Raw genomic sequence first — 17,245 nt, forward strand, 5'->3', positions numbered from 1 at the left:
TCGCTAGTCCTCCTGCGTCACGCGTAGTAATTCGTCGAGGCTGGTCACGCCCTCCAGCACCCGCTGGCGACCGTCCTGAAACAGGCTGCGGGAGACCTTGCGCGTCTCTTCTATCAACGCCTGTTCACTCGCACCTTGATGAATCAGAACCGAGACGGCGGGCGTCACGCTGATCAGCTCGTAGATCCCGATCCGCCCGCGATAACCGTGCTGACACTGGTCGCATCCCACTGCCCTGAACAGCTGCGCCGGCGCTGCCGAATCGAGCCCGAGGCGCTCGCATGTAGCCTCATCGGCGCTGTACGCCGTCTTGCAATGAGGACACAACGTGCGCAGTAAACGCTGGGCCAGAATGCCCACCAGCGACGACGCCAGCAGGTAGGCATCGACGCCCATGTCCACCAGCCGCGTTACTGCACCGACGGCACTGTTGGTGTGCAACGTCGAGAGCACCAGATGCCCGGTCAGTGATGCCTGGACGGCGATTTCCGCCGTCTCGCGATCACGGATTTCGCCGACCATCACCACGTCCGGATCCTGTCGCAAAATCGCCCGCAAGCCGCGGGCAAACGTCATGTCCACTTTCGGATTGACCGGCATCTGCCCCACACCCGGCAGGTGATATTCGATGGGGTCTTCGACCGTGAGGATGTTGCGTGTCTGATCGTTCAGGCTGCTCAGCGCGGCATACAAACTGGTGGTCTTGCCGGAACCGGTGGGCCCGGTCACCAGGAGAATGCCGTGAGGTTTTGCGAGCAACTGGCGCAACGCGGCGAGGGTATCGGCAGGCATGCCGAGTCGCGGCAATTCCAGGCGCCCGGCCTGCTTGTCAAGCAGGCGCAGTACCACCCGTTCGCCGTGGGCCGAAGGCAGCGTGGAGACCCGCACATCGACTTCGTGCCCGGCCAGTCGCAGGGCCATTCGACCATCCTGCGGGACCCGTTTTTCAGCAATGTCCAGGCGCGCCATGACCTTGATCCGCGACACCAGCAAGGTGGCCAGTTCACGTCGTGGCCTGAGCATTTCGCGCAATTGCCCGTCGACACGCATGCGTACCGACAGGTACTGCTCGAAAGTTTCCAGGTGCACATCCGACGCGTGCTCGCGCACCGCTTCGCTGAGCAGTGCGTTGATCAACCGGATGATCGGCGCGTCGCCCTGCTGCTCCAGCAGGTCGGCGGTTTGCGGGACTTGATCGACCAGGCTGAGCAGGTCCAGCTCTTCGTCCAGCCCTTGGGCAACCTGCTCGGCCGCGCTCTGACCTTCGCGATAAGCGACGGCCAGACGTGCGGCGAATACATCAGGCTCAAGCACCCGCATCGACAGATTCCGAGCGCTTGCCCGACGGGCTTCCGACAGGGCCGTGAGCGGCGTATTGGCGCGCAGTACAAGGCTTGAGCCCGGCCCGTCGTGCTCCAGCAGGACGCCGAAACGCCGGGCGAAACCGAAGGGCAATTGCTGGAGGGATTCACGCGATTCGCTCATGGCGATTCCGCCGCTGATTTACGCAAATCGAACACAGGAGCGTCGGGCGCGGGGTCGAACAACTGACGCGCCTCGGCCGGCAGCAGCAAGGAGTTGTTCCCTCGCGCGCCGGGCTTGCTCAATTCACGCAGCGCGTTGTAACGCTGCTGGCTGACGTCTGACAGGTCTTCCTTGCTGCGCACGATAGTCGGCCGCAAAAACACCATCAGGTTACTTTTGGTCTGGGTGTCGCGGGTCCAGCGAAACAGCGCACCGAGGTAGGGAATGTCGCGCAGCAACGGCACCCCGCTCTGTTGGGTGCGGACGCTGTCCCTGATCAGCCCGCCGATGACGATGATTTCGCCATCGTCCGCCAGGATCGTGCTCTTGAGCGCACGTTTGTTGGTGATCAGGTCCGAAGAATCGATGCCCGATACCGAAGGCGCGATGTCCGACACTTCCTGCGCGACCTCCAGGCGCAAGGTCGAGCCTTCGTTGATGTACGGCTTGATCTTCAGGCTGATGCCCACGTCCTTGCGCTCGACCGTGGTGAACGGATTTTCCGCGCCGTTGCTGTTGGTGGCGTAGGAGCCGGTCTTGAACGGGACGTTTTGGCCGACGATGATTTCTGCCTCCTGATTGTCCAGGGTCAGCAGGCTCGGCGTGGACAGCAGGTTGCTGCGGGTGTTGCTGGCCAGCGCCGAAACCAACGCGCCGAAGCGGTCACTACCCAGTCGCAGGACGGCCCCTTCCGGCGCGGATTTTTTCTCGTCAAAGTTCAGCCCGCCAATGATCGGAATATCGGTGCCGGGAAAGTTGATGAAGCCTTTTGCATCGCTGCCGCTGACGCTCCACTGAACACCCACGGCCTCGGCGATGTCCCCGGAAATCTCGACGATGGCGGCATGGATCAGCACCTGCGCCCGAGGCTGGTCCAACTGACGCACGATGTCCTCGATGGTGCGGATTTGCGCCGGCTCGGCGATCAGCACCAGAGCATTCTGGCTTTCGTCGGCCTTGATCATGAACGTCGTGCCGGGTGAGTTATCCCGGGCGCCGCCGACGGCTGTTGCCGGCTTTCGGCCCTGGCCCATCGTTTCGAGGACTTCGGCCAATTGCCTGGCATCGCTGTGACGCAGGCGAATCACCCGCGCATTGTCGAGGGTGGCGGTCGCGGGGGTATCGAGACGGCGTGCGAGGTCGATCAGGCGCTGGCGAACCGACGGTGGACCAATGAGAATCAGCCGATTGGTTCTGGCGTCGGCCAGCACCTGGATCGCCGTATCAGCGCTGCGTTTGCCCAGCGAGGACTCCATCACAGTCGCCACATCAGCAGCCTGTGCGTGCTGCATTTGCACCACGGCATGCTGGTTGTTCTGCCCGGAATCCAGTTGCCGGACCACCTGCGCGATACGGTTCACATTGGCCGCAGTATCGGTGACCACCAGCGCATTGGCTGACACCGAAGGACCGACATAGCCGTTGGCCGACACCAGCGGCCGAACCAGGCCGGCAATGTCGGAAGCGCTGCTGGTGTTCAGTTCGACGACCTGGGTGATGAATTGCGAAGCCGTGGCGTTTTTTGCAATGCCTTGGCCGGCGCGGGTTTTCGCTTCGGTGACCGGCGTAATCAGGATCCGGTCACCCTCGTCGATGACCGTGAAGTTGTGGGCATCCAGCACCGAATAAAACAATCGGCGAACACCTTCGCGGTCGAGGGCCTGACGGGACATGACGGTGATGCGCCCGGAGACTCTGGGATCAAGCACCACCGTGGTCCCGAGAATGGTGGAGATTTCCTCGACGATGTCGCGCAGCTCGGCATTGTTCATCGCCAGTTGCCATTTTTCTTCCTCGGCCCGTACCGCGCCGTGAAAGAGTGACAGCGCCAACGCGGCGAGAAAAAGCAGGATGCGCAACGCCTTCGCGCTGATGGAAAAGTTCATGGGTTGATCACTCTGACGGCCCGGAGAGCGGGCGTAGAAAATGCGCAGAAGTCGCGGGGGCCGGAGCCTCGGCTTGCGGGTCGAATCGGCGCAAGAGCTGTGTGGCAGACGTCTGCAGCGTCAGCACTTCTTCTCGCCCCTTGTTCCACAACACCGCCCTATCCGCCTCGACGCGACGCAGGACGCTGCCGCCCGGCAACGGATCGCCCACCTGATAAATCCGTGAGCCTTGAGCGTCTGCCAGCAGCGCTCTGGACAACCCTGTGGCCAGGACAAAACTGGCCTGCAGGGTCAGCGGCTCGGCGCTGGCCAACAACGTGGCTCCCGCCGTCAGACCGAGCACCGTCGCCACCGCAGTGGTATCCAGAGGTGCAGGGGACGGTGGCGTCGCTATCGTTGAAACGACAAGCATCGGTGCGACACGGCTTTGACGAAACCCCCACTCTTGCCACACCAGGAAGGATCCGTACGCGACTGTCACCAGCAGCAGGCCGAGGGTGCAGAGCCGCCCGTTCACTCGGTGCGGTCACTGCGAACATTGCTGCACAAGGACATTCGCCGCAGTACGCGGTGACCGCACAGTTCATGGAAAATCACCGCACCGACATGCATCGCGATCAGCAGTGAAAGCACCAGGCACGACCAAACGTGAATGGTGACAAACAGCGCGATAAGCGCTGGATCACTCAGCGGCTGCGCAATATCGAACCACCCGAATACATCGATCGAGCGGTCCATCATCAACACACCGGTCACCAGCACGACAGTCACCGTCAGGTATATCAGCGTGTGGGCAAACAGCGCGAGTTTTTCCATGGACGACAAGGTGTTCACGCTCGTCTGCCGGGCGTGAACGACAAAAATAAACAGCCGCCAGACAAAAAACGGGATGAACACCGTCGTCAGCGACACATTGATAAAGGCAACCCGCTCACCGACGCGGGCTGGCACGTCCACAAAGGCCACATAGAACCCCGACACCAGCGTCCAGATAATCACCGCCGCCGACACCCAGTGCAGCCATACGCGTTGGGTGGAGTAACCCGAAACCGTCATTTTCCACTCGATTTTTCAACAGGAAGATAAGCCTTCAGGCAATCCTGTTCCGGATCGCCTGAAGTGTTACGAGAGACTTAGATTTTGTCCCACGCCATGTGCCAGTGCGCCCCTACACCAGGCTCAAAGCCGTTGGCCGTCGGGGTGTATTGCTTGCAGTAACCGGACGCGGGGAATGGCTTGCATTCGAAGATTTCATTGGTCTTCGGTTGCAGCACTTTGGTGCCGGCGGTGTACTCGCTGATGCCTTCGGGGAACACGAAGTCGTGCTCGATGCCCGCGCCTTCACCGGTCATGTGGGTGGGCTGGGTGTCCTGGCGAGTGGTGCGGCCATCCAGCGTGGTGCCGACCAGCGTCAGGGTGTGTTTGCCGGGATTGCTGCGAACATCCATGGTCAGCCAGGTCGGACCGCTGTCTACCTGCTTCGCGACAGAGCCGACCGGCTTGTTGTTCTCGTCGAACAAGGTCGCTTCGACGTTCATCGCACGGTTCGAGATCATGCTGAACTGGACGTTGGCCAGGCCTTTGTCCAGAACGTATTCGGCTTGCTGGGAGGCCACCGACATGCGCGCGGCGGTGTCTTCCTTCATGTCCAGCTGAACTTCGAATCGGGTTACGCCGCTTTCTTTCTGGGCGTAGAGGGTGTTGTTACCCCGGACCGGTTCGATGTTGCCGCTTTCATCACGAATACCGGCACGGATAAGCGATTGGGTGCTGTTGATTTTTTCTGCGAGTTTGAACGCCCAGTTGTTCGGCGAGCCTTCCTCGGCAGTGTCGATGGAGATCTCGACGTCGTAATTCGGGCTGACACCGTTGGCAGAGAATGCACGGGCCTTGACCTTGTCGCCGATCTGCAATTGGGCCGATGGCGTGATGCCGCCAACGGAAGACCAGCCACCGGGCAACGACGGTTCGCCGAGGATGTTCACATCGACAGCGTTGTAAAACGCCGCGTCGGTATCACCGACGGTCCAGATCCCGAGAATCACGTGCTGACCGGATTTGTCGTCAGGAATGTTGCAGTTGTGTTTGGCGCCGGACACCGGCAGCTGATGATTCCCCTCGACGACGCAGAACGGGGTGCTTTCGAACGAGGCGCGCTTGAGGGATTCGTTAACGTTCCAGCCGTTGCGAGTGATGAAGTACTCATGCTTGGTGGCCGGGTGAGCCTGGGTGTAGCGCCATTGGAAATCGATGTTGCGGTCTTTGATTTCCGTTAATTGCCAACGGGTAGCGGACTGAGCATCCATAGCGGAGAACGATGGATGACCGCCACTCGGAATCTTGCCATCGATCGGCCCTTGCAAAGGCGCACCGCCTGTACCAGCCGGAAAACCTTTGAATGTTTCGCCAACACTTTGAGGCTCGTATTGCGCGGAACCACAGTTGGTGTTCACCCCTTTCTGGCACAGCAGTGCGCGCGAAGGCGGCACTTCCATATAGCCATGGGCCGAAACAGTTTGAGACGCCAACATTGCCGATAACAGGATCATTGAAGAGGAGCATGCGCTTAGCGCACCTCCCTTGTAGAAGGTCTTTTTCATGAGTGTGTTCCAGACTACTTATCGAAAATTAAGGCGCCACAAGGACGCCGCTGTTCGTAATCTCGTTCGGTGGGTTGCACCGGACGAAGGTCTGAAACCTTACTTAGATGAGCACGAATTCTATGTAGGACAAGTCTCCGCTTACATGGGGATTACTCTCTCTCTTCAGTTGTCTGACAAAGAGAGAAAACATTCTTACAGGATGAAACGGATTAGGCTGGCACACGGTATTTCAGACAAAAAAAAGCCTGCCCGGCGTTGGCCGGACAGGCTTGATGGAACCTGCGAGGACTACTCGTGATACTGCGCCGACAGCTCATGCACCGCGCGCAGGAACGCACCCGCATGTTCCGGATCGACTTCCGGCGTAATGCCATGCCCCAGGTTGAACACGTGGCCGCTGCCCTTGCCGTAGCTGGCGAGGATCCGTCCGACTTCGGTACGAATGGCTTCCGGTTTGGCGTAGAGCACGGTCGGGTCCATGTTGCCTTGCAAGGCAACTTTGTCGCCAACGCGAGCCCGGGCATTGCCGATATCGCACGTCCAGTCCAGGCCCAGCGCATCAGCACCGGCATCAGCGATGCTTTCCAGCCACAGGCCGCCGTTCTTGGTGAACAGGATGACCGGAACCTTGCGGCCTTCGTGTTCGCGGATCAGGCCGCTGACGATTTTGCGCATGTAGGCCAGGGAGAATTCCTGGTACGCCGCCGCCGACAGGTTGCCGCCCCACGTGTCGAAGATCTGCACCGCTTGCGCGCCGGCCATGATCTGGCCGTTGAGGTACGAGGTCACCGACTGCGCCAGCTTGTCCAGCAGCAGGTGCATGGCTTGCGGGTTGTCGTAGAGCATGGCTTTGGTCTTGCGGAAGTCTTTCGACGAACCGCCTTCAACCATATAGGTGGCCAGGGTCCATGGGCTGCCGGAGAATCCGATCAGCGGTACACGGCCGTTCAGTTCGCGGCGGATGGTGCTGACCGCGTCCATCACGTAACCGAGGTCTTTGTGCGGATCAGGAATCGGCAGGGCTTCGATGTCGGCCATCGTGCTGACGACTTTTTTGAAGCGCGGACCTTCACCGGTTTCGAAGTACAGGCCCTGGCCCATGGCGTCCGGGATGGTGAGGATGTCGGAGAACAGGATTGCCGCGTCCAGTTGCGGATAGCGGTCGAGCGGTTGCATGGTGACTTCGCAAGCGAACGCCGGGTTCATGCACAGGCTCATGAAGTCGCCGGCCTTGGCACGGCTGGCGCGGTATTCAGGCAAGTAGCGACCGGCCTGACGCATCATCCACACAGGGGTGACGTCTACAGGTTGCTTGAGCAGGGCGCGAAGGAAACGGTCGTTCTTCAGGGCAGTCATGTCGGCATCCGGAAAAAAAGTGCGGGCATTTTCTCAGAGCTCGACGCAAAAGGCACGGATGCAGGTCAGCCTTTTGTCTATCGGGTCAATTTGTCGCGGGTTACATCAACTAAATCTGCGTTGAATTTACCGGCCTCTTCGCGGGCAAGCCTCGCTCCTACAGGGTCATATTGCACCTGTAGGAGCGAGGCTTGCCCGCGAAGGGAGCGACGCCGATCAAGCAGATTTAGACGCCCAGGTAGTCCAGGATCCCTTCAGCCGCATTGCGGCCTTCGAAGATCGCCGTCACCACCAGGTCGGAACCGCGAACCATATCGCCACCGGCGAAGATTTTCGGGTTGCTGGTCTGGTGCTTGAACTGACCTTGTTCAGGCGCAACTACGCGGCCCTGGCTGTCAGTCTGGATGCTGAACTGCTCGAACCACGGCGCCGGGCTTGGACGGAAACCGAAAGCGATGACCACGGCGTCGGCCGGGATGATCTCTTCGGAGCCCGGGATCGGCTCGGGGCTGCGACGGCCACGGGCGTCCGGCTCGCCGAGACGGGTCTCGACCACCTTCACGCCTTCAACCTTGTCTTCACCCACGATGGCGATCGGCTGGCGGTTGTAGAGGAATTTCACGCCTTCTTCCTTGGCGTTCTTCACCTCTTTGCGCGAGCCAGGCATGTTCGCTTCGTCACGACGATACGCACAGGTCACCGACTTGGCGCCCTGGCGGATCGACGTACGGTTGCAGTCCATCGCCGTGTCGCCGCCGCCCAGTACCACAACCTTCTTGCCTTTCATGTCGACGAAATCTTCCGGCGACTTTTCAAAGCCCAGGTTGCGGTTGACGTTGGCGATCAGGAAGTCCAGCGCGTCATGCACGCCCGGCAGGTCTTCACCGGCAAAGCCGCCCTTCATGTAGGTGTAGGTGCCCATGCCCATGAACACGGCATCGTATTCTTCGAGCAGTTGCTCGACGGACACGTCCTTGCCCACTTCGGTGTTCAGGCGGAACTCGATGCCCATGCCGGTGAAAACTTCGCGGCGATTGCTCAGCACGGTCTTTTCCAGCTTGAACTCCGGGATACCGAAGGTCAGCAGACCGCCGATTTCCGGGTTCTTGTCGAACACCACCGGGGTCACGCCGCCGCGTACCAGCACGTCGGCACAACCGAGACCGGCCGGGCCTGCGCCGATGATCGCGACACGTTTGCCGGTCGGCTTGACCTTGGACATGTCCGGGCGCCAGCCCATGGCGAACGCGGTGTCGGTGATGTACTTCTCGACCGAACCGATGGTCACCGCGCCGAAGCCGTCGTTGAGGGTGCAGGCACCCTCGCACAGACGATCCTGCGGGCACACCCGGCCGCAGACTTCCGGCAGGGTGTTGGTCTGGTGCGACAGCTCGGCGGCCTGGAGGATGTTGCCCTCGGCCACCAGTTTCAGCCAGTTCGGAATGAAGTTGTGCACCGGGCACTTCCATTCGCAATACGGGTTACCGCAACCCAGGCAGCGGTGGGCCTGATCGGCCGAATGCTGGGGTTTGAAGGGTTCGTAGATCTCCACGAACTCTTTCTTGCGTTGACGCAACAGTTTCTTCTTCGGATCTTTGCGCCCGACGTCGATGAACTGGAAGTCGTTATTCAGACGTTCAGCCATTGTTAAAACCTCATCAAACTCTTCAGGCGCATATCACTGCGGGTTGGCACGGGTGCTGGAAAGCAACGTTTTCAAGCTGGCAGCCTTGGGCTTGACCAACCAGAAACGGCGCAGGTAGTCATCGAGGTTTTCCGCGAGTTCACGACCCCACTCGCTGTCGGTTTCCTCGACGTACTCGTTCAGCACGCGTTGCAGGTGGCTACGGTAGGCTTCCATCGCTTCGCCGCTGATCCGCTGGATTTCCACCAGTTCGTGGTTGACCCGGTCAACGAAGGTGTTGTCCTGATCGAGCACGTAGGCGAAACCGCCGGTCATGCCTGAGCCGAAGTTGTAACCGGTTTTGCCCAGGACGCAGACGAAACCACCGGTCATGTACTCGCAGCAGTGATCGCCAGTGCCTTCCACCACGGTGTGAGCACCGGAGTTACGCACGGCGAAACGCTCGCCCGCAGTGCCGGCAGCGAACAACTTGCCGCCGGTGGCGCCGTACAGGCAGGTGTTGCCGATGATGGCACTGTCCTGAGTCTTGTAGGCGCTGCCCTTCGGCGGAACGATGACCAGTTTGCCACCGGTCATGCCTTTGCCGACGTAGTCGTTGGCATCGCCTTCCAGGTACATGTTCAAACCGCCGGCGTTCCACACACCGAAGCTCTGACCGGCCGTCCCTTTGAAGCGGAAGGTGATCGGCGCGTTCGCCATGCCTTGGTTGCCGTGCTTGCGCGCGATTTCACCGGAGATCCGCGCGCCGATCGAACGGTCGCAGTTGCAGATATCCAGCGCGAATTCGGCGCCGCTCATGTCGTTGATGGCCGAGGTGGCCATATCGATCATTTTCTCGGCCAGCAGGCCTTTGTCGAACGGCGGGTTGCGGTCGACCTGGCAGAACTGAGGCTTGTCTGCCGGGATGTGATCGCTGCCCAGCAACGGGGTCAGGTCCAGGTGGTTCTGCTTGGCGGTCTGGCCTTCGAGGACTTCCAGCAGATCGGTGCGACCGATCAGCTCTTCGAGGGAGCGCACGCCCAGCTTGGCCAGCCACTCACGGGTTTCTTCGGCGACGTAGGTGAAGAAATTCACCACCATGTCGACGGTGCCGATGTAGTGATCCTTGCGCAGCTTCTCGTTCTGAGTCGCGACGCCGGTGGCGCAGTTGTTCAGGTGGCAGATACGCAGGTATTTGCAGCCCAGCGCGATCATTGGCGCGGTGCCGAAACCGAAGCTTTCAGCGCCGAGGATGGCCGCCTTGATCACGTCGAGGCCGGTTTTCAGGCCGCCGTCGGTCTGTACCCGGACTTTGCCGCGCAGGTCGTTGCCACGCAGGGTCTGGTGGGTTTCGGCCAGGCCGAGTTCCCACGGAGCGCCCGCGTATTTGATCGAGGTCAGCGGCGATGCGCCGGTGCCGCCGTCGTAGCCGGAAATGGTGATCAAGTCCGCATAGGCCTTGGCCACACCGGCGGCGATGGTGCCGACGCCCGCTTCTGCTACCAGCTTCACCGAGACCAGCGCTTTCGGGTTGACTTGTTTCAGGTCGAAAATCAGCTGCGACAAGTCTTCGATCGAGTAGATGTCGTGGTGCGGCGGCGGCGAAATCAGGGTCACGCCCGGCACTGCGTAACGCAGCTTGGCGATCAGACCGTTGACCTTGCCGCCTGGCAGTTGACCGCCTTCGCCGGGCTTGGCGCCCTGGGCAACCTTGATCTGCAGCACTTCAGCGTTGACCAGGTATTCCGGGGTCACACCGAAACGGCCTGTCGCGACTTGCTTGATTTTCGAGCTCTTGATGGTGCCGTAGCGCGCCGGGTCTTCGCCGCCTTCGCCGGAGTTGGAACGCGCACCGAGGCGGTTCATGGCTTCGGCCAGGGCTTCGTGAGCTTCCGGCGACAGTGCGCCAAGCGAAATGCCGGCGGAGTCAAAGCGCTTGAGCACCGATTCCAGCGGTTCGATCTCGCTGATGTCCAGCGGCGTGGCCAGCGTCTTGACGTTGAACAGGTCGCGGATCATCGACACCGGACGGTTGTCCACCAGCGACGTGTATTCCTTGAACTTGCTGTAGTCGCCCTGCTGCACAGCGGCTTGCAGGGTGTTGACCACGTCCGGGTTGTAGGCGTGATATTCGCCACCGTGGACGAACTTCAGCAGGCCGCCTTGCTGGATCGGCTTGCGCGGGCTCCAGGCTTCGGCGGCGAGGGCTTTCTGCTCGGCTTCGATGTCGACGAAACGTGCGCCCTTGATGCGGCTCGGCACGCCACGGAAGCTCAGGTCGCAGACTTCCTCGGACAGGCCGATGGCTTCGAACAGTTGAGCGCCGCGGTAAGAAGCGATGGTCGAGATACCCATCTTCGACAGGATCTTCAGCAGGCCTTTAGTGATGCCTTTGCGGTAGTTCTTGAACACCTCATAGAGGTCGCCCAGGACTTCACCGGTACGGATCAGGTCGCCCAGCACTTCATAAGCCAGGAACGGATAAACCGCCGAGGCGCCGAAGCCGATCAACACCGCAAAGTGGTGCGGGTCGCGTGCGGTGGCGGTTTCCACCAGGATGTTGGAGTCGCAACGCAGGCCTTTTTCGGTCAGGCGGTGGTGTACCGCGCCGGTGGCCAGGGAAGCGTGGATCGGCAACTTGCCCGGTGCAATGTGACGGTCGCTCAGGACGATCTGGGTGCGACCGGCGCGAACGGCTTCTTCAGCCTGATCGGCGACGTTGCGCACGGCAGCTTCGAGGCCGACGCTTTCGTCGTAGTTGAGGTCGATGATCGCGCGCTCGAAGCCCGGACGATCGAGGTTCATCAGCGAGCGCCACTTGGCCGGGGAAATGACCGGCGAGCTGAGGATTACGCGCGAGGCGTGTTCCGGCGACTCCTGGAAGATGTTGCGCTCGGCACCGAGGCAGATCTCCAGCGACATGACGATGGCTTCACGCAGCGGGTCGATCGGCGGGTTGGTCACCTGCGCGAACTGCTGGCGGAAATAGTCGTACGGCGTGCGCACGCGCTGGGACAGCACGGCCATCGGCGTATCGTCGCCCATGGAGCCAACGGCTTCGTAGCCTTGCTCGCCGAGCGGACGCAGCACCTGGTCGCGCTCTTCGAACGTGACCTGATACATCTTCATATACTGCTTGAGCTGATCGACATCGTAGAACGCCGAACCGTGGTCGTTGTCTTCCATGGTCGCCTGGATGCGCAGGGCATTCTTGCGCAGCCATTGCTTGTACGGATGACGGGACTTCAGACGGTTGTCGATCGCGTCGGTGTCGAGGATCTGGCCGGTCTCGGTGTCCACGGCAAAGATCTGGCCCGGGCCAACGCGGCCCTTGGCGATCACGTCTTCAGGCTGGTAATTCCAGACACCGATTTCCGACGCCAGGGTGATGAAACCGTTCTTGGTGGTGACCCAACGCGCCGGACGCAGACCGTTACGGTCGAGCAGGCACACCGCGTAACGACCGTCGGTCATTACCACGCCGGCCGGGCCGTCCCACGGTTCCATGTGCATCGAGTTGTATTCGTAGAACGCACGCAGGTCCGGGTCCATGGTTTCGACGTTCTGCCACGCAGGCGGAATGATCATCCGCACGCCACGGAACAGGTCGATGCCACCGGTGACCATCAGCTCGAGCATGTTGTCCATACTGGAGGAGTCGGAACCGACGCGGTTCACCAGCGGGCCGAGTTCTTCCAGATCCATCAGATCGTTGGTGAACTTGGTGCGACGGGCCTGGGCCCAGTTGCGGTTGCCGGTGATGGTGTTGATCTCGCCGTTGTGGGCGAGGAAGCGGAATGGCTGGGCCAGCGGCCATTTCGGCAGGGTGTTGGTGGAAAAGCGCTGGTGGAACACGCAAATCGAGGTTTGCAGGCGCTGATCGCTGAGGTCTGGATAGAAGGCGGTCAAATCCGCCGGCATCATCAGGCCTTTGTAGATGATGGTCTTGTGCGAAAAGCTGCAGATGTAGTGATCGACGTCGGCGGCGTTGGCCACGGACGAGCGACGACGGGCGCTGAACAGCTTGATCGCCATGTCCTGATCGCTCAGGCCTTCACCGCCGATGTAGACCTGCTCGATCTGCGGCAGGCGCTCAAGGGCCAGGCGGCCGAGGACGCTGGTGTCGATCGGCACTTTGCGCCAGCCGACCAGGGTCAGGCCTTCGGCCAGGATCTCGCGGTTCATGTTCTCGCGAGCGGCTTCGGCTTTGACCGGGTCCTGGTTGAAGAAGACCATGCCCACGGCATATTGCTTGGGCAGTTCGACGCCGAAGGTTTCCTGGGCGATGGCTCGCAGGAACACGTCCGGCTTTTGAATCAGCAGACCGCAACCGTCACCGGTCTTGCCGTCGGCGTTGATCCCACCGCGGTGGGTCATGCAGGTCAGGGCCTCGATGGCCGTTTGCAAAAGGGTATGACTGGGCTCGCCCTGCATATGGGCTATCAGGCCGAAACCGCAGTTATCCTTGAATTCATCTGGTTGGTACAGACCTGCTTTCATAGACACTTTCTCACCAGGCTGCCTCTTATCGAGGCAAATTTCTTTTCAATTCAACCACTTACCATCCGCGCCGAACGTACGCCAGCTTTGCGGGGGCAAAAGGGAGGTCATTGTACACACCGACACAGAGGCTCACAAATTTGACGACGAAATGTCGCAAATCTATGTCGCATTTGTGAAAGGTTTAAAGCGATCTGCTGTGCTAGTCAAAACTTTTTTAATTTTGACTGCAACGACTCAAAGACTACTGTGACGCAGACACCACAAGGCACGCGGCCTGTAGAGGCGGCATGCGCTTGTAGAAATTTTGAGGTGCCGGGAGAGGCGGCCTGGGTAAGGCCGCCGAATCTTCAGCGAGTTGTTGCCAGTTCCTGTTGGACGCTGGCGACAGTGCGAGGCCAAGGTTTACCAGCCTGAACCTTCGCTGGCAAGGCCTTGATGGCGGTAACGGCTGCATCGCGGTTGGCGAAGTTACCGTAAGTGATGACGTAAAGCGGCTTGCCGTTGAGGACTTTCTTGAAATAACGGTACTCGCCGCCCTGCTCTTTCACGAAGTTTTGCGCGGTCGCCTCGGAGCTGGTGCCGAGGATCTGCACCACGTAGTTACCCGGAGCCTGACCGGCGTACCAGGTGCCGCCGGCAGCCTTGGCCGCAGCCGCTGGTTTCTCGGCAGGCTTGGCGGTTGCGACAGCCGCTGGCTTGGCTGGCGCAGGCGCTGGTGCCGGCTTCACTGCAGGCGCCGTCGGAACCGGCTTGGCCGTCGCGACCTGAGTCGGCGCTGGGGCTGGTGCAGGCGCTGGCGTCGGCTTGGCGGCTGGCGTCGGCGCAGGACCGGCCTGGATGCCCGCAGGAGGCGCAATGGTGGTCACGGTCGGCGGTGTAGCGCTGGAACCCTCTACCGGCACGCCATCGTCGCCCTCGGTGATGCCACCGGCGGCTTCAGCCAGCGGGCCACGCATGACCGGCTGCGAGTTGCCGACCAACGGCAATGGCATCGGTTGCGAATTACCGGCGAATTCCACGGCAGGTGCGCCACCGCTGTTAGGTTGTGGCGTGCCCTGGCCGAGCGGCAGTTGCGCCTGTTCGTTGGCAGGTGCGCCGGTGGTCGGTGCTTTGCTGCGACCCGGCATCAACCAGGCGGCGGCTACCGCGACCACGACGACGGCGGAAATCGCCAATACGTGTTTCTTCGGCATGTTGAACCCCATACTTGGACGCTTGACCGCTGAGCGGCTGGCAATCATGGCTTCGATCATTGCATCGCGGGCAACCTGGTTGATGTTGCCAGGCCAGCCGTCGGAGCTTTCGTGAATATCAGAGATCTGTTCTGCGGTGAAAAGTTCGATACCCCGTCCAGCACCTTCGAGCCGCTGGTCCAGATATTCGCGGGTTTCTTCTTCGGTGTAAGGCTGCAGCTCGATGACGTGGAAGCGCTCTTCTTCAAGGCTCAGCGCCTCAAGTTGAGCGATCAGCGAGGATTCGCCGAACAGGAACACGTGCGGACGGCCTTCCGGCGCACCGGCGGCCAGCTCCATCAAGGCTTCGAGCGCGGACTCGTCGAGCTGCTCGGCGTCGTCCACCAGCAAATAGACTTCCTGACCGGTCAGCGCGAGCTGCACGACCTGAGCCAGAATCGCGCCGGTCTCGGCCTCGGCAACGTTCAGCGCCTGAGCCACCTGACGCAGCACGCCCGCCGCATCACCGGCACCACGGGCGGAAACCACCACGCTTTGAACAGACTGTTTATTGGTGCTGGCCACCAGGGCCTGACGCAACAGGGTCTTGCCACTGCCTTGCGGGCCGGTGACCACCAGCAGCAACTGGCTGTAACGGGCCAGGTGGTGCAGCTGACCCAGCACAGGTTTGCGCTGGGCCGGGAAGAATTTGAAGCCAGGCACCCGTGGAGCAAAAGGGTCATGACTCAACTGGTAATGGCCGAGGAAAGCCTCGTCGGCGTGCAAACTAGTCATCGGGATCTTATTAACCTTTAAGCTGAGCCAGGGCGCGGTAATCCGCTCCCAGCGTGGCCTGTAGAACCTCTTTCGGATAATCGTCGGTCACCACTGCTTCGCCCATGTGGCGCAGCAGCACCAGGCGCAAACGACCGTCGATCACTTTCTTGTCAATTGCCATGTGTTCGAGAAAATCGGCTTCAGTCATCTCTTCAGGCGGGATGACCGGCAGGCCGGCACGCTGGAACAGGCGAATGCCGCGATCACGCTCTTGCTCACTGATCCAGCCCAGACGCGTGGACATTTCCAACGCCATTACAGTACCGGCAGCGACCGCTTCACCATGCAGCCAGACACCATAGCCCATGTGGGTTTCGATGGCGTGGCCGAACGTGTGGCCCAGGTTCAACGTGGCGCGAACGCCGGTTTCCTTTTCATCGGCGCCGACCACCGCTGCCTTCGCCGCGCAGGAGCGCTCGATGGCATAGGTCAGGGCGACCTGGTCCAGGGCTCGCAGGCGATCGACGTTTTCTTCGAGCCAGGTCAGGAAGGGCTCGTCGCAGATCAAGCCGTATTTGATGACTTCAGCAAGCCCGGCGGACAACTCGCGGGCCGGCAGGGTATTGAGGGAGGCGGTATCGATCAGCACCACGTTCGGCTGATAGAACGCGCCGACCATGTTTTTGCCCAGTGGATGATTGATCCCCGTCTTGCCGCCCACCGAGGAGTCGACTTGCGACAACAGAGTGGTTGGAACCTGGATGAAATCGACGCCACGCTGGTAACAGGCGGCGGCAAACCCGGCCATGTCGCCAATCACGCCACCACCGAGGGCGATCACGGTCGTGCGACGGTCGTGTCGTGCGGTCAGCAAGCCGTCGAAAATCAGTTGCAGGGTTTCCCAGGTCTTGAAGGCTTCGCCGTCGGGCAGCACCACGGAAATCACCGAATACTGCGCAAGGCTGCGGGTCAGACGTTCAAGATAGAGCGGCGCAACGGTTTCGTTGGAGATGATCGCCACTTGCCGTCCGCGAATATGCGGGGCCAGCAGCTCGGGCTGATCCAACAAACCTTCGCCAATATGAATCGGGTAGCTGCGCTCGCCTAGATCGACCTTGAGTGTCTGCATGTGTCCCCACAGTGAAGATGAAATCAGGCGTCCCGCCTTGAGTTATCGAGTATCCAGGGCATCTGATGGTTTGACGCCGTTCGGTAGCCATCCGCCACAACCTTGAGCGGTCATGGCAGGACGCCGAGGATAGCGCATTTCGCGCTGCGCTTTAACGGGGAGGCAGCTGCTGCAAGCGCTCGAGAATATCGAGCACCACCATACGCGGCGGCCGCTCATCCGTTTCAACCACCAGGTCGGCGATTTCCCGATAAAGCGGATCGCGCAACTCCAGCAGATCCCGAAGGGTCTTGGCCGGATCGGCGGTACGCAACAGTGGCCGATTGCGGTCGCGGGCAGTGCGGCCGACCTGCTGCTCCACGGAAGCGTGCAGATAAACCACCCGACCACCGGCACGCAGCGCCCGACGATTGGCTTCGCGCATGACTGCACCGCCACCGGTCGCCAGCACCACGCCGTCGCAATCGCACAGCTCGGCAATCATCGCCTGCTCGCGGTCGCGAAAGCCCGGTTCGCCTTCCTTATCGAAGATCCATGGGATATTGGCGCCCGTGCGCAATTCAATTTCCTTATCGGAATCTTTGAATGGCAGGCGCAGCTCTTTGGCCAGCAACCGGCCGATGGTGCTTTTTCCAGCCCCCATCGGTCCAACAAGAATCAAATTTCGCACA

11 protein-coding genes are annotated in these 17,245 nt (G+C 60.8%); all 11 read right to left on the bottom strand.

Annotated elements, in window-relative coordinates; translation table 11 throughout:
- Positions 1-3: 3 nt before the first annotated feature.
- The gene (gspE, locus tag KGB25_RS17420; protein ID WP_223436009.1) at positions 4-1,485 is read right to left on the bottom strand and encodes a type II secretion system ATPase GspE; all 1,482 of its coding nucleotides are present in this window, start codon (positions 1,483-1,485) and stop codon (positions 4-6) included.
- Positions 1,482-3,410 carry a type II secretion system secretin GspD gene (gspD, locus tag KGB25_RS17425; protein WP_223436010.1) on the bottom strand — a complete coding sequence of 643 codons (1,929 nt, stop codon included), beginning with the start codon at positions 3,408-3,410 and terminating at the stop codon, positions 1,482-1,484. The genes gspE and gspD overlap by 4 nt, the downstream gene beginning before the upstream one ends.
- A gap of 7 nt (positions 3,411-3,417) precedes the next feature.
- Positions 3,418-3,822 (bottom strand): type II secretion system protein N, encoded by a 405-nt coding sequence (locus KGB25_RS17430; protein ID WP_317850752.1) that lies wholly within the window; start codon positions 3,820-3,822, stop codon positions 3,418-3,420.
- A gap of 101 nt (positions 3,823-3,923) precedes the next feature.
- Positions 3,924-4,466 carry a cytochrome b gene (locus KGB25_RS17435; protein WP_223436014.1) on the bottom strand — a complete coding sequence of 181 codons (543 nt, stop codon included), beginning with the start codon at positions 4,464-4,466 and terminating at the stop codon, positions 3,924-3,926.
- A gap of 77 nt (positions 4,467-4,543) precedes the next feature.
- The gene (gene gbpA, locus KGB25_RS17440) at positions 4,544-6,010 is read right to left on the bottom strand and encodes an N-acetylglucosamine-binding protein GbpA (RefSeq protein WP_223436016.1); all 1,467 of its coding nucleotides are present in this window, start codon (positions 6,008-6,010) and stop codon (positions 4,544-4,546) included.
- A gap of 291 nt (positions 6,011-6,301) precedes the next feature.
- Complete coding sequence (hemE, locus tag KGB25_RS17445; protein ID WP_008025187.1) at positions 6,302-7,369, bottom strand: uroporphyrinogen decarboxylase; 1,068 nt, start codon at positions 7,367-7,369, stop codon at positions 6,302-6,304.
- Positions 7,370-7,595: 226 nt separating this feature from the next.
- Positions 7,596-9,014, bottom strand: coding sequence for an FAD-dependent oxidoreductase (locus KGB25_RS17450; RefSeq protein WP_192226859.1), 1,419 nt, complete (start codon positions 9,012-9,014; stop codon positions 7,596-7,598).
- Between the two features lie 33 nt (positions 9,015-9,047).
- Positions 9,048-13,493: a glutamate synthase large subunit gene (gene gltB / locus KGB25_RS17455; RefSeq protein ID WP_008025189.1), complete on the bottom strand. Its 4,446-nt coding sequence runs from the start codon at positions 13,491-13,493 to the stop codon at positions 9,048-9,050.
- A 350-nt stretch (positions 13,494-13,843) separates the two neighbouring features.
- Complete coding sequence (locus KGB25_RS17460) at positions 13,844-15,463, bottom strand: AAA family ATPase (protein ID WP_223436017.1); 1,620 nt, start codon at positions 15,461-15,463, stop codon at positions 13,844-13,846.
- Between the two features lie 10 nt (positions 15,464-15,473).
- Positions 15,474-16,574 carry a 3-dehydroquinate synthase gene (gene aroB / locus KGB25_RS17465; RefSeq protein ID WP_008041853.1) on the bottom strand — a complete coding sequence of 367 codons (1,101 nt, stop codon included), beginning with the start codon at positions 16,572-16,574 and terminating at the stop codon, positions 15,474-15,476.
- Between the two features lie 151 nt (positions 16,575-16,725).
- Positions 16,726-17,244, bottom strand: a complete 519-nt coding sequence (gene aroK / locus KGB25_RS17470) for a shikimate kinase AroK (RefSeq protein WP_032828585.1) — start codon at positions 17,242-17,244, stop codon at positions 16,726-16,728.
- Position 17,245 lies beyond the last annotated feature (1 nt).

Source organism: Pseudomonas sp. BF-RE-21, from assembly GCF_019947305.1.
Classification (GTDB): domain Bacteria; phylum Pseudomonadota; class Gammaproteobacteria; order Pseudomonadales; family Pseudomonadaceae; genus Aquipseudomonas; species Aquipseudomonas migulae.

Excerpts from the sequence above, each read along its gene's own strand:
- gltB (WP_008025189.1), bottom strand. The coding sequence starts at position 13,493 with ATGAAAGCAGGTCTGTACCAACCAGATGAATTCAAGGATAACTGCGGT.
- aroB (WP_008041853.1), bottom strand. The coding sequence starts at position 16,574 with ATGCAGACACTCAAGGTCGATCTAGGCGAGCGCAGCTACCCGATTCAT.
- gspE (WP_223436009.1), bottom strand. The coding sequence starts at position 1,485 with ATGAGCGAATCGCGTGAATCCCTCCAGCAATTGCCCTTCGGTTTCGCC.
- KGB25_RS17430 (WP_317850752.1), bottom strand. The coding sequence starts at position 3,822 with ATGCTTGTCGTTTCAACGATAGCGACGCCACCGTCCCCTGCACCTCTG.
- hemE (WP_008025187.1), bottom strand. The coding sequence starts at position 7,369 with ATGACTGCCCTGAAGAACGACCGTTTCCTTCGCGCCCTGCTCAAGCAA.
- KGB25_RS17435 (WP_223436014.1), bottom strand. The coding sequence starts at position 4,466 with ATGACGGTTTCGGGTTACTCCACCCAACGCGTATGGCTGCACTGGGTG.
- KGB25_RS17460 (WP_223436017.1), bottom strand. The coding sequence starts at position 15,463 with ATGACTAGTTTGCACGCCGACGAGGCTTTCCTCGGCCATTACCAGTTG.
- gspD (WP_223436010.1), bottom strand. The coding sequence starts at position 3,410 with ATGAACTTTTCCATCAGCGCGAAGGCGTTGCGCATCCTGCTTTTTCTC.
- gbpA (WP_223436016.1), bottom strand. The coding sequence starts at position 6,010 with ATGAAAAAGACCTTCTACAAGGGAGGTGCGCTAAGCGCATGCTCCTCT.
- KGB25_RS17450 (WP_192226859.1), bottom strand. The coding sequence starts at position 9,014 with ATGGCTGAACGTCTGAATAACGACTTCCAGTTCATCGACGTCGGGCGC.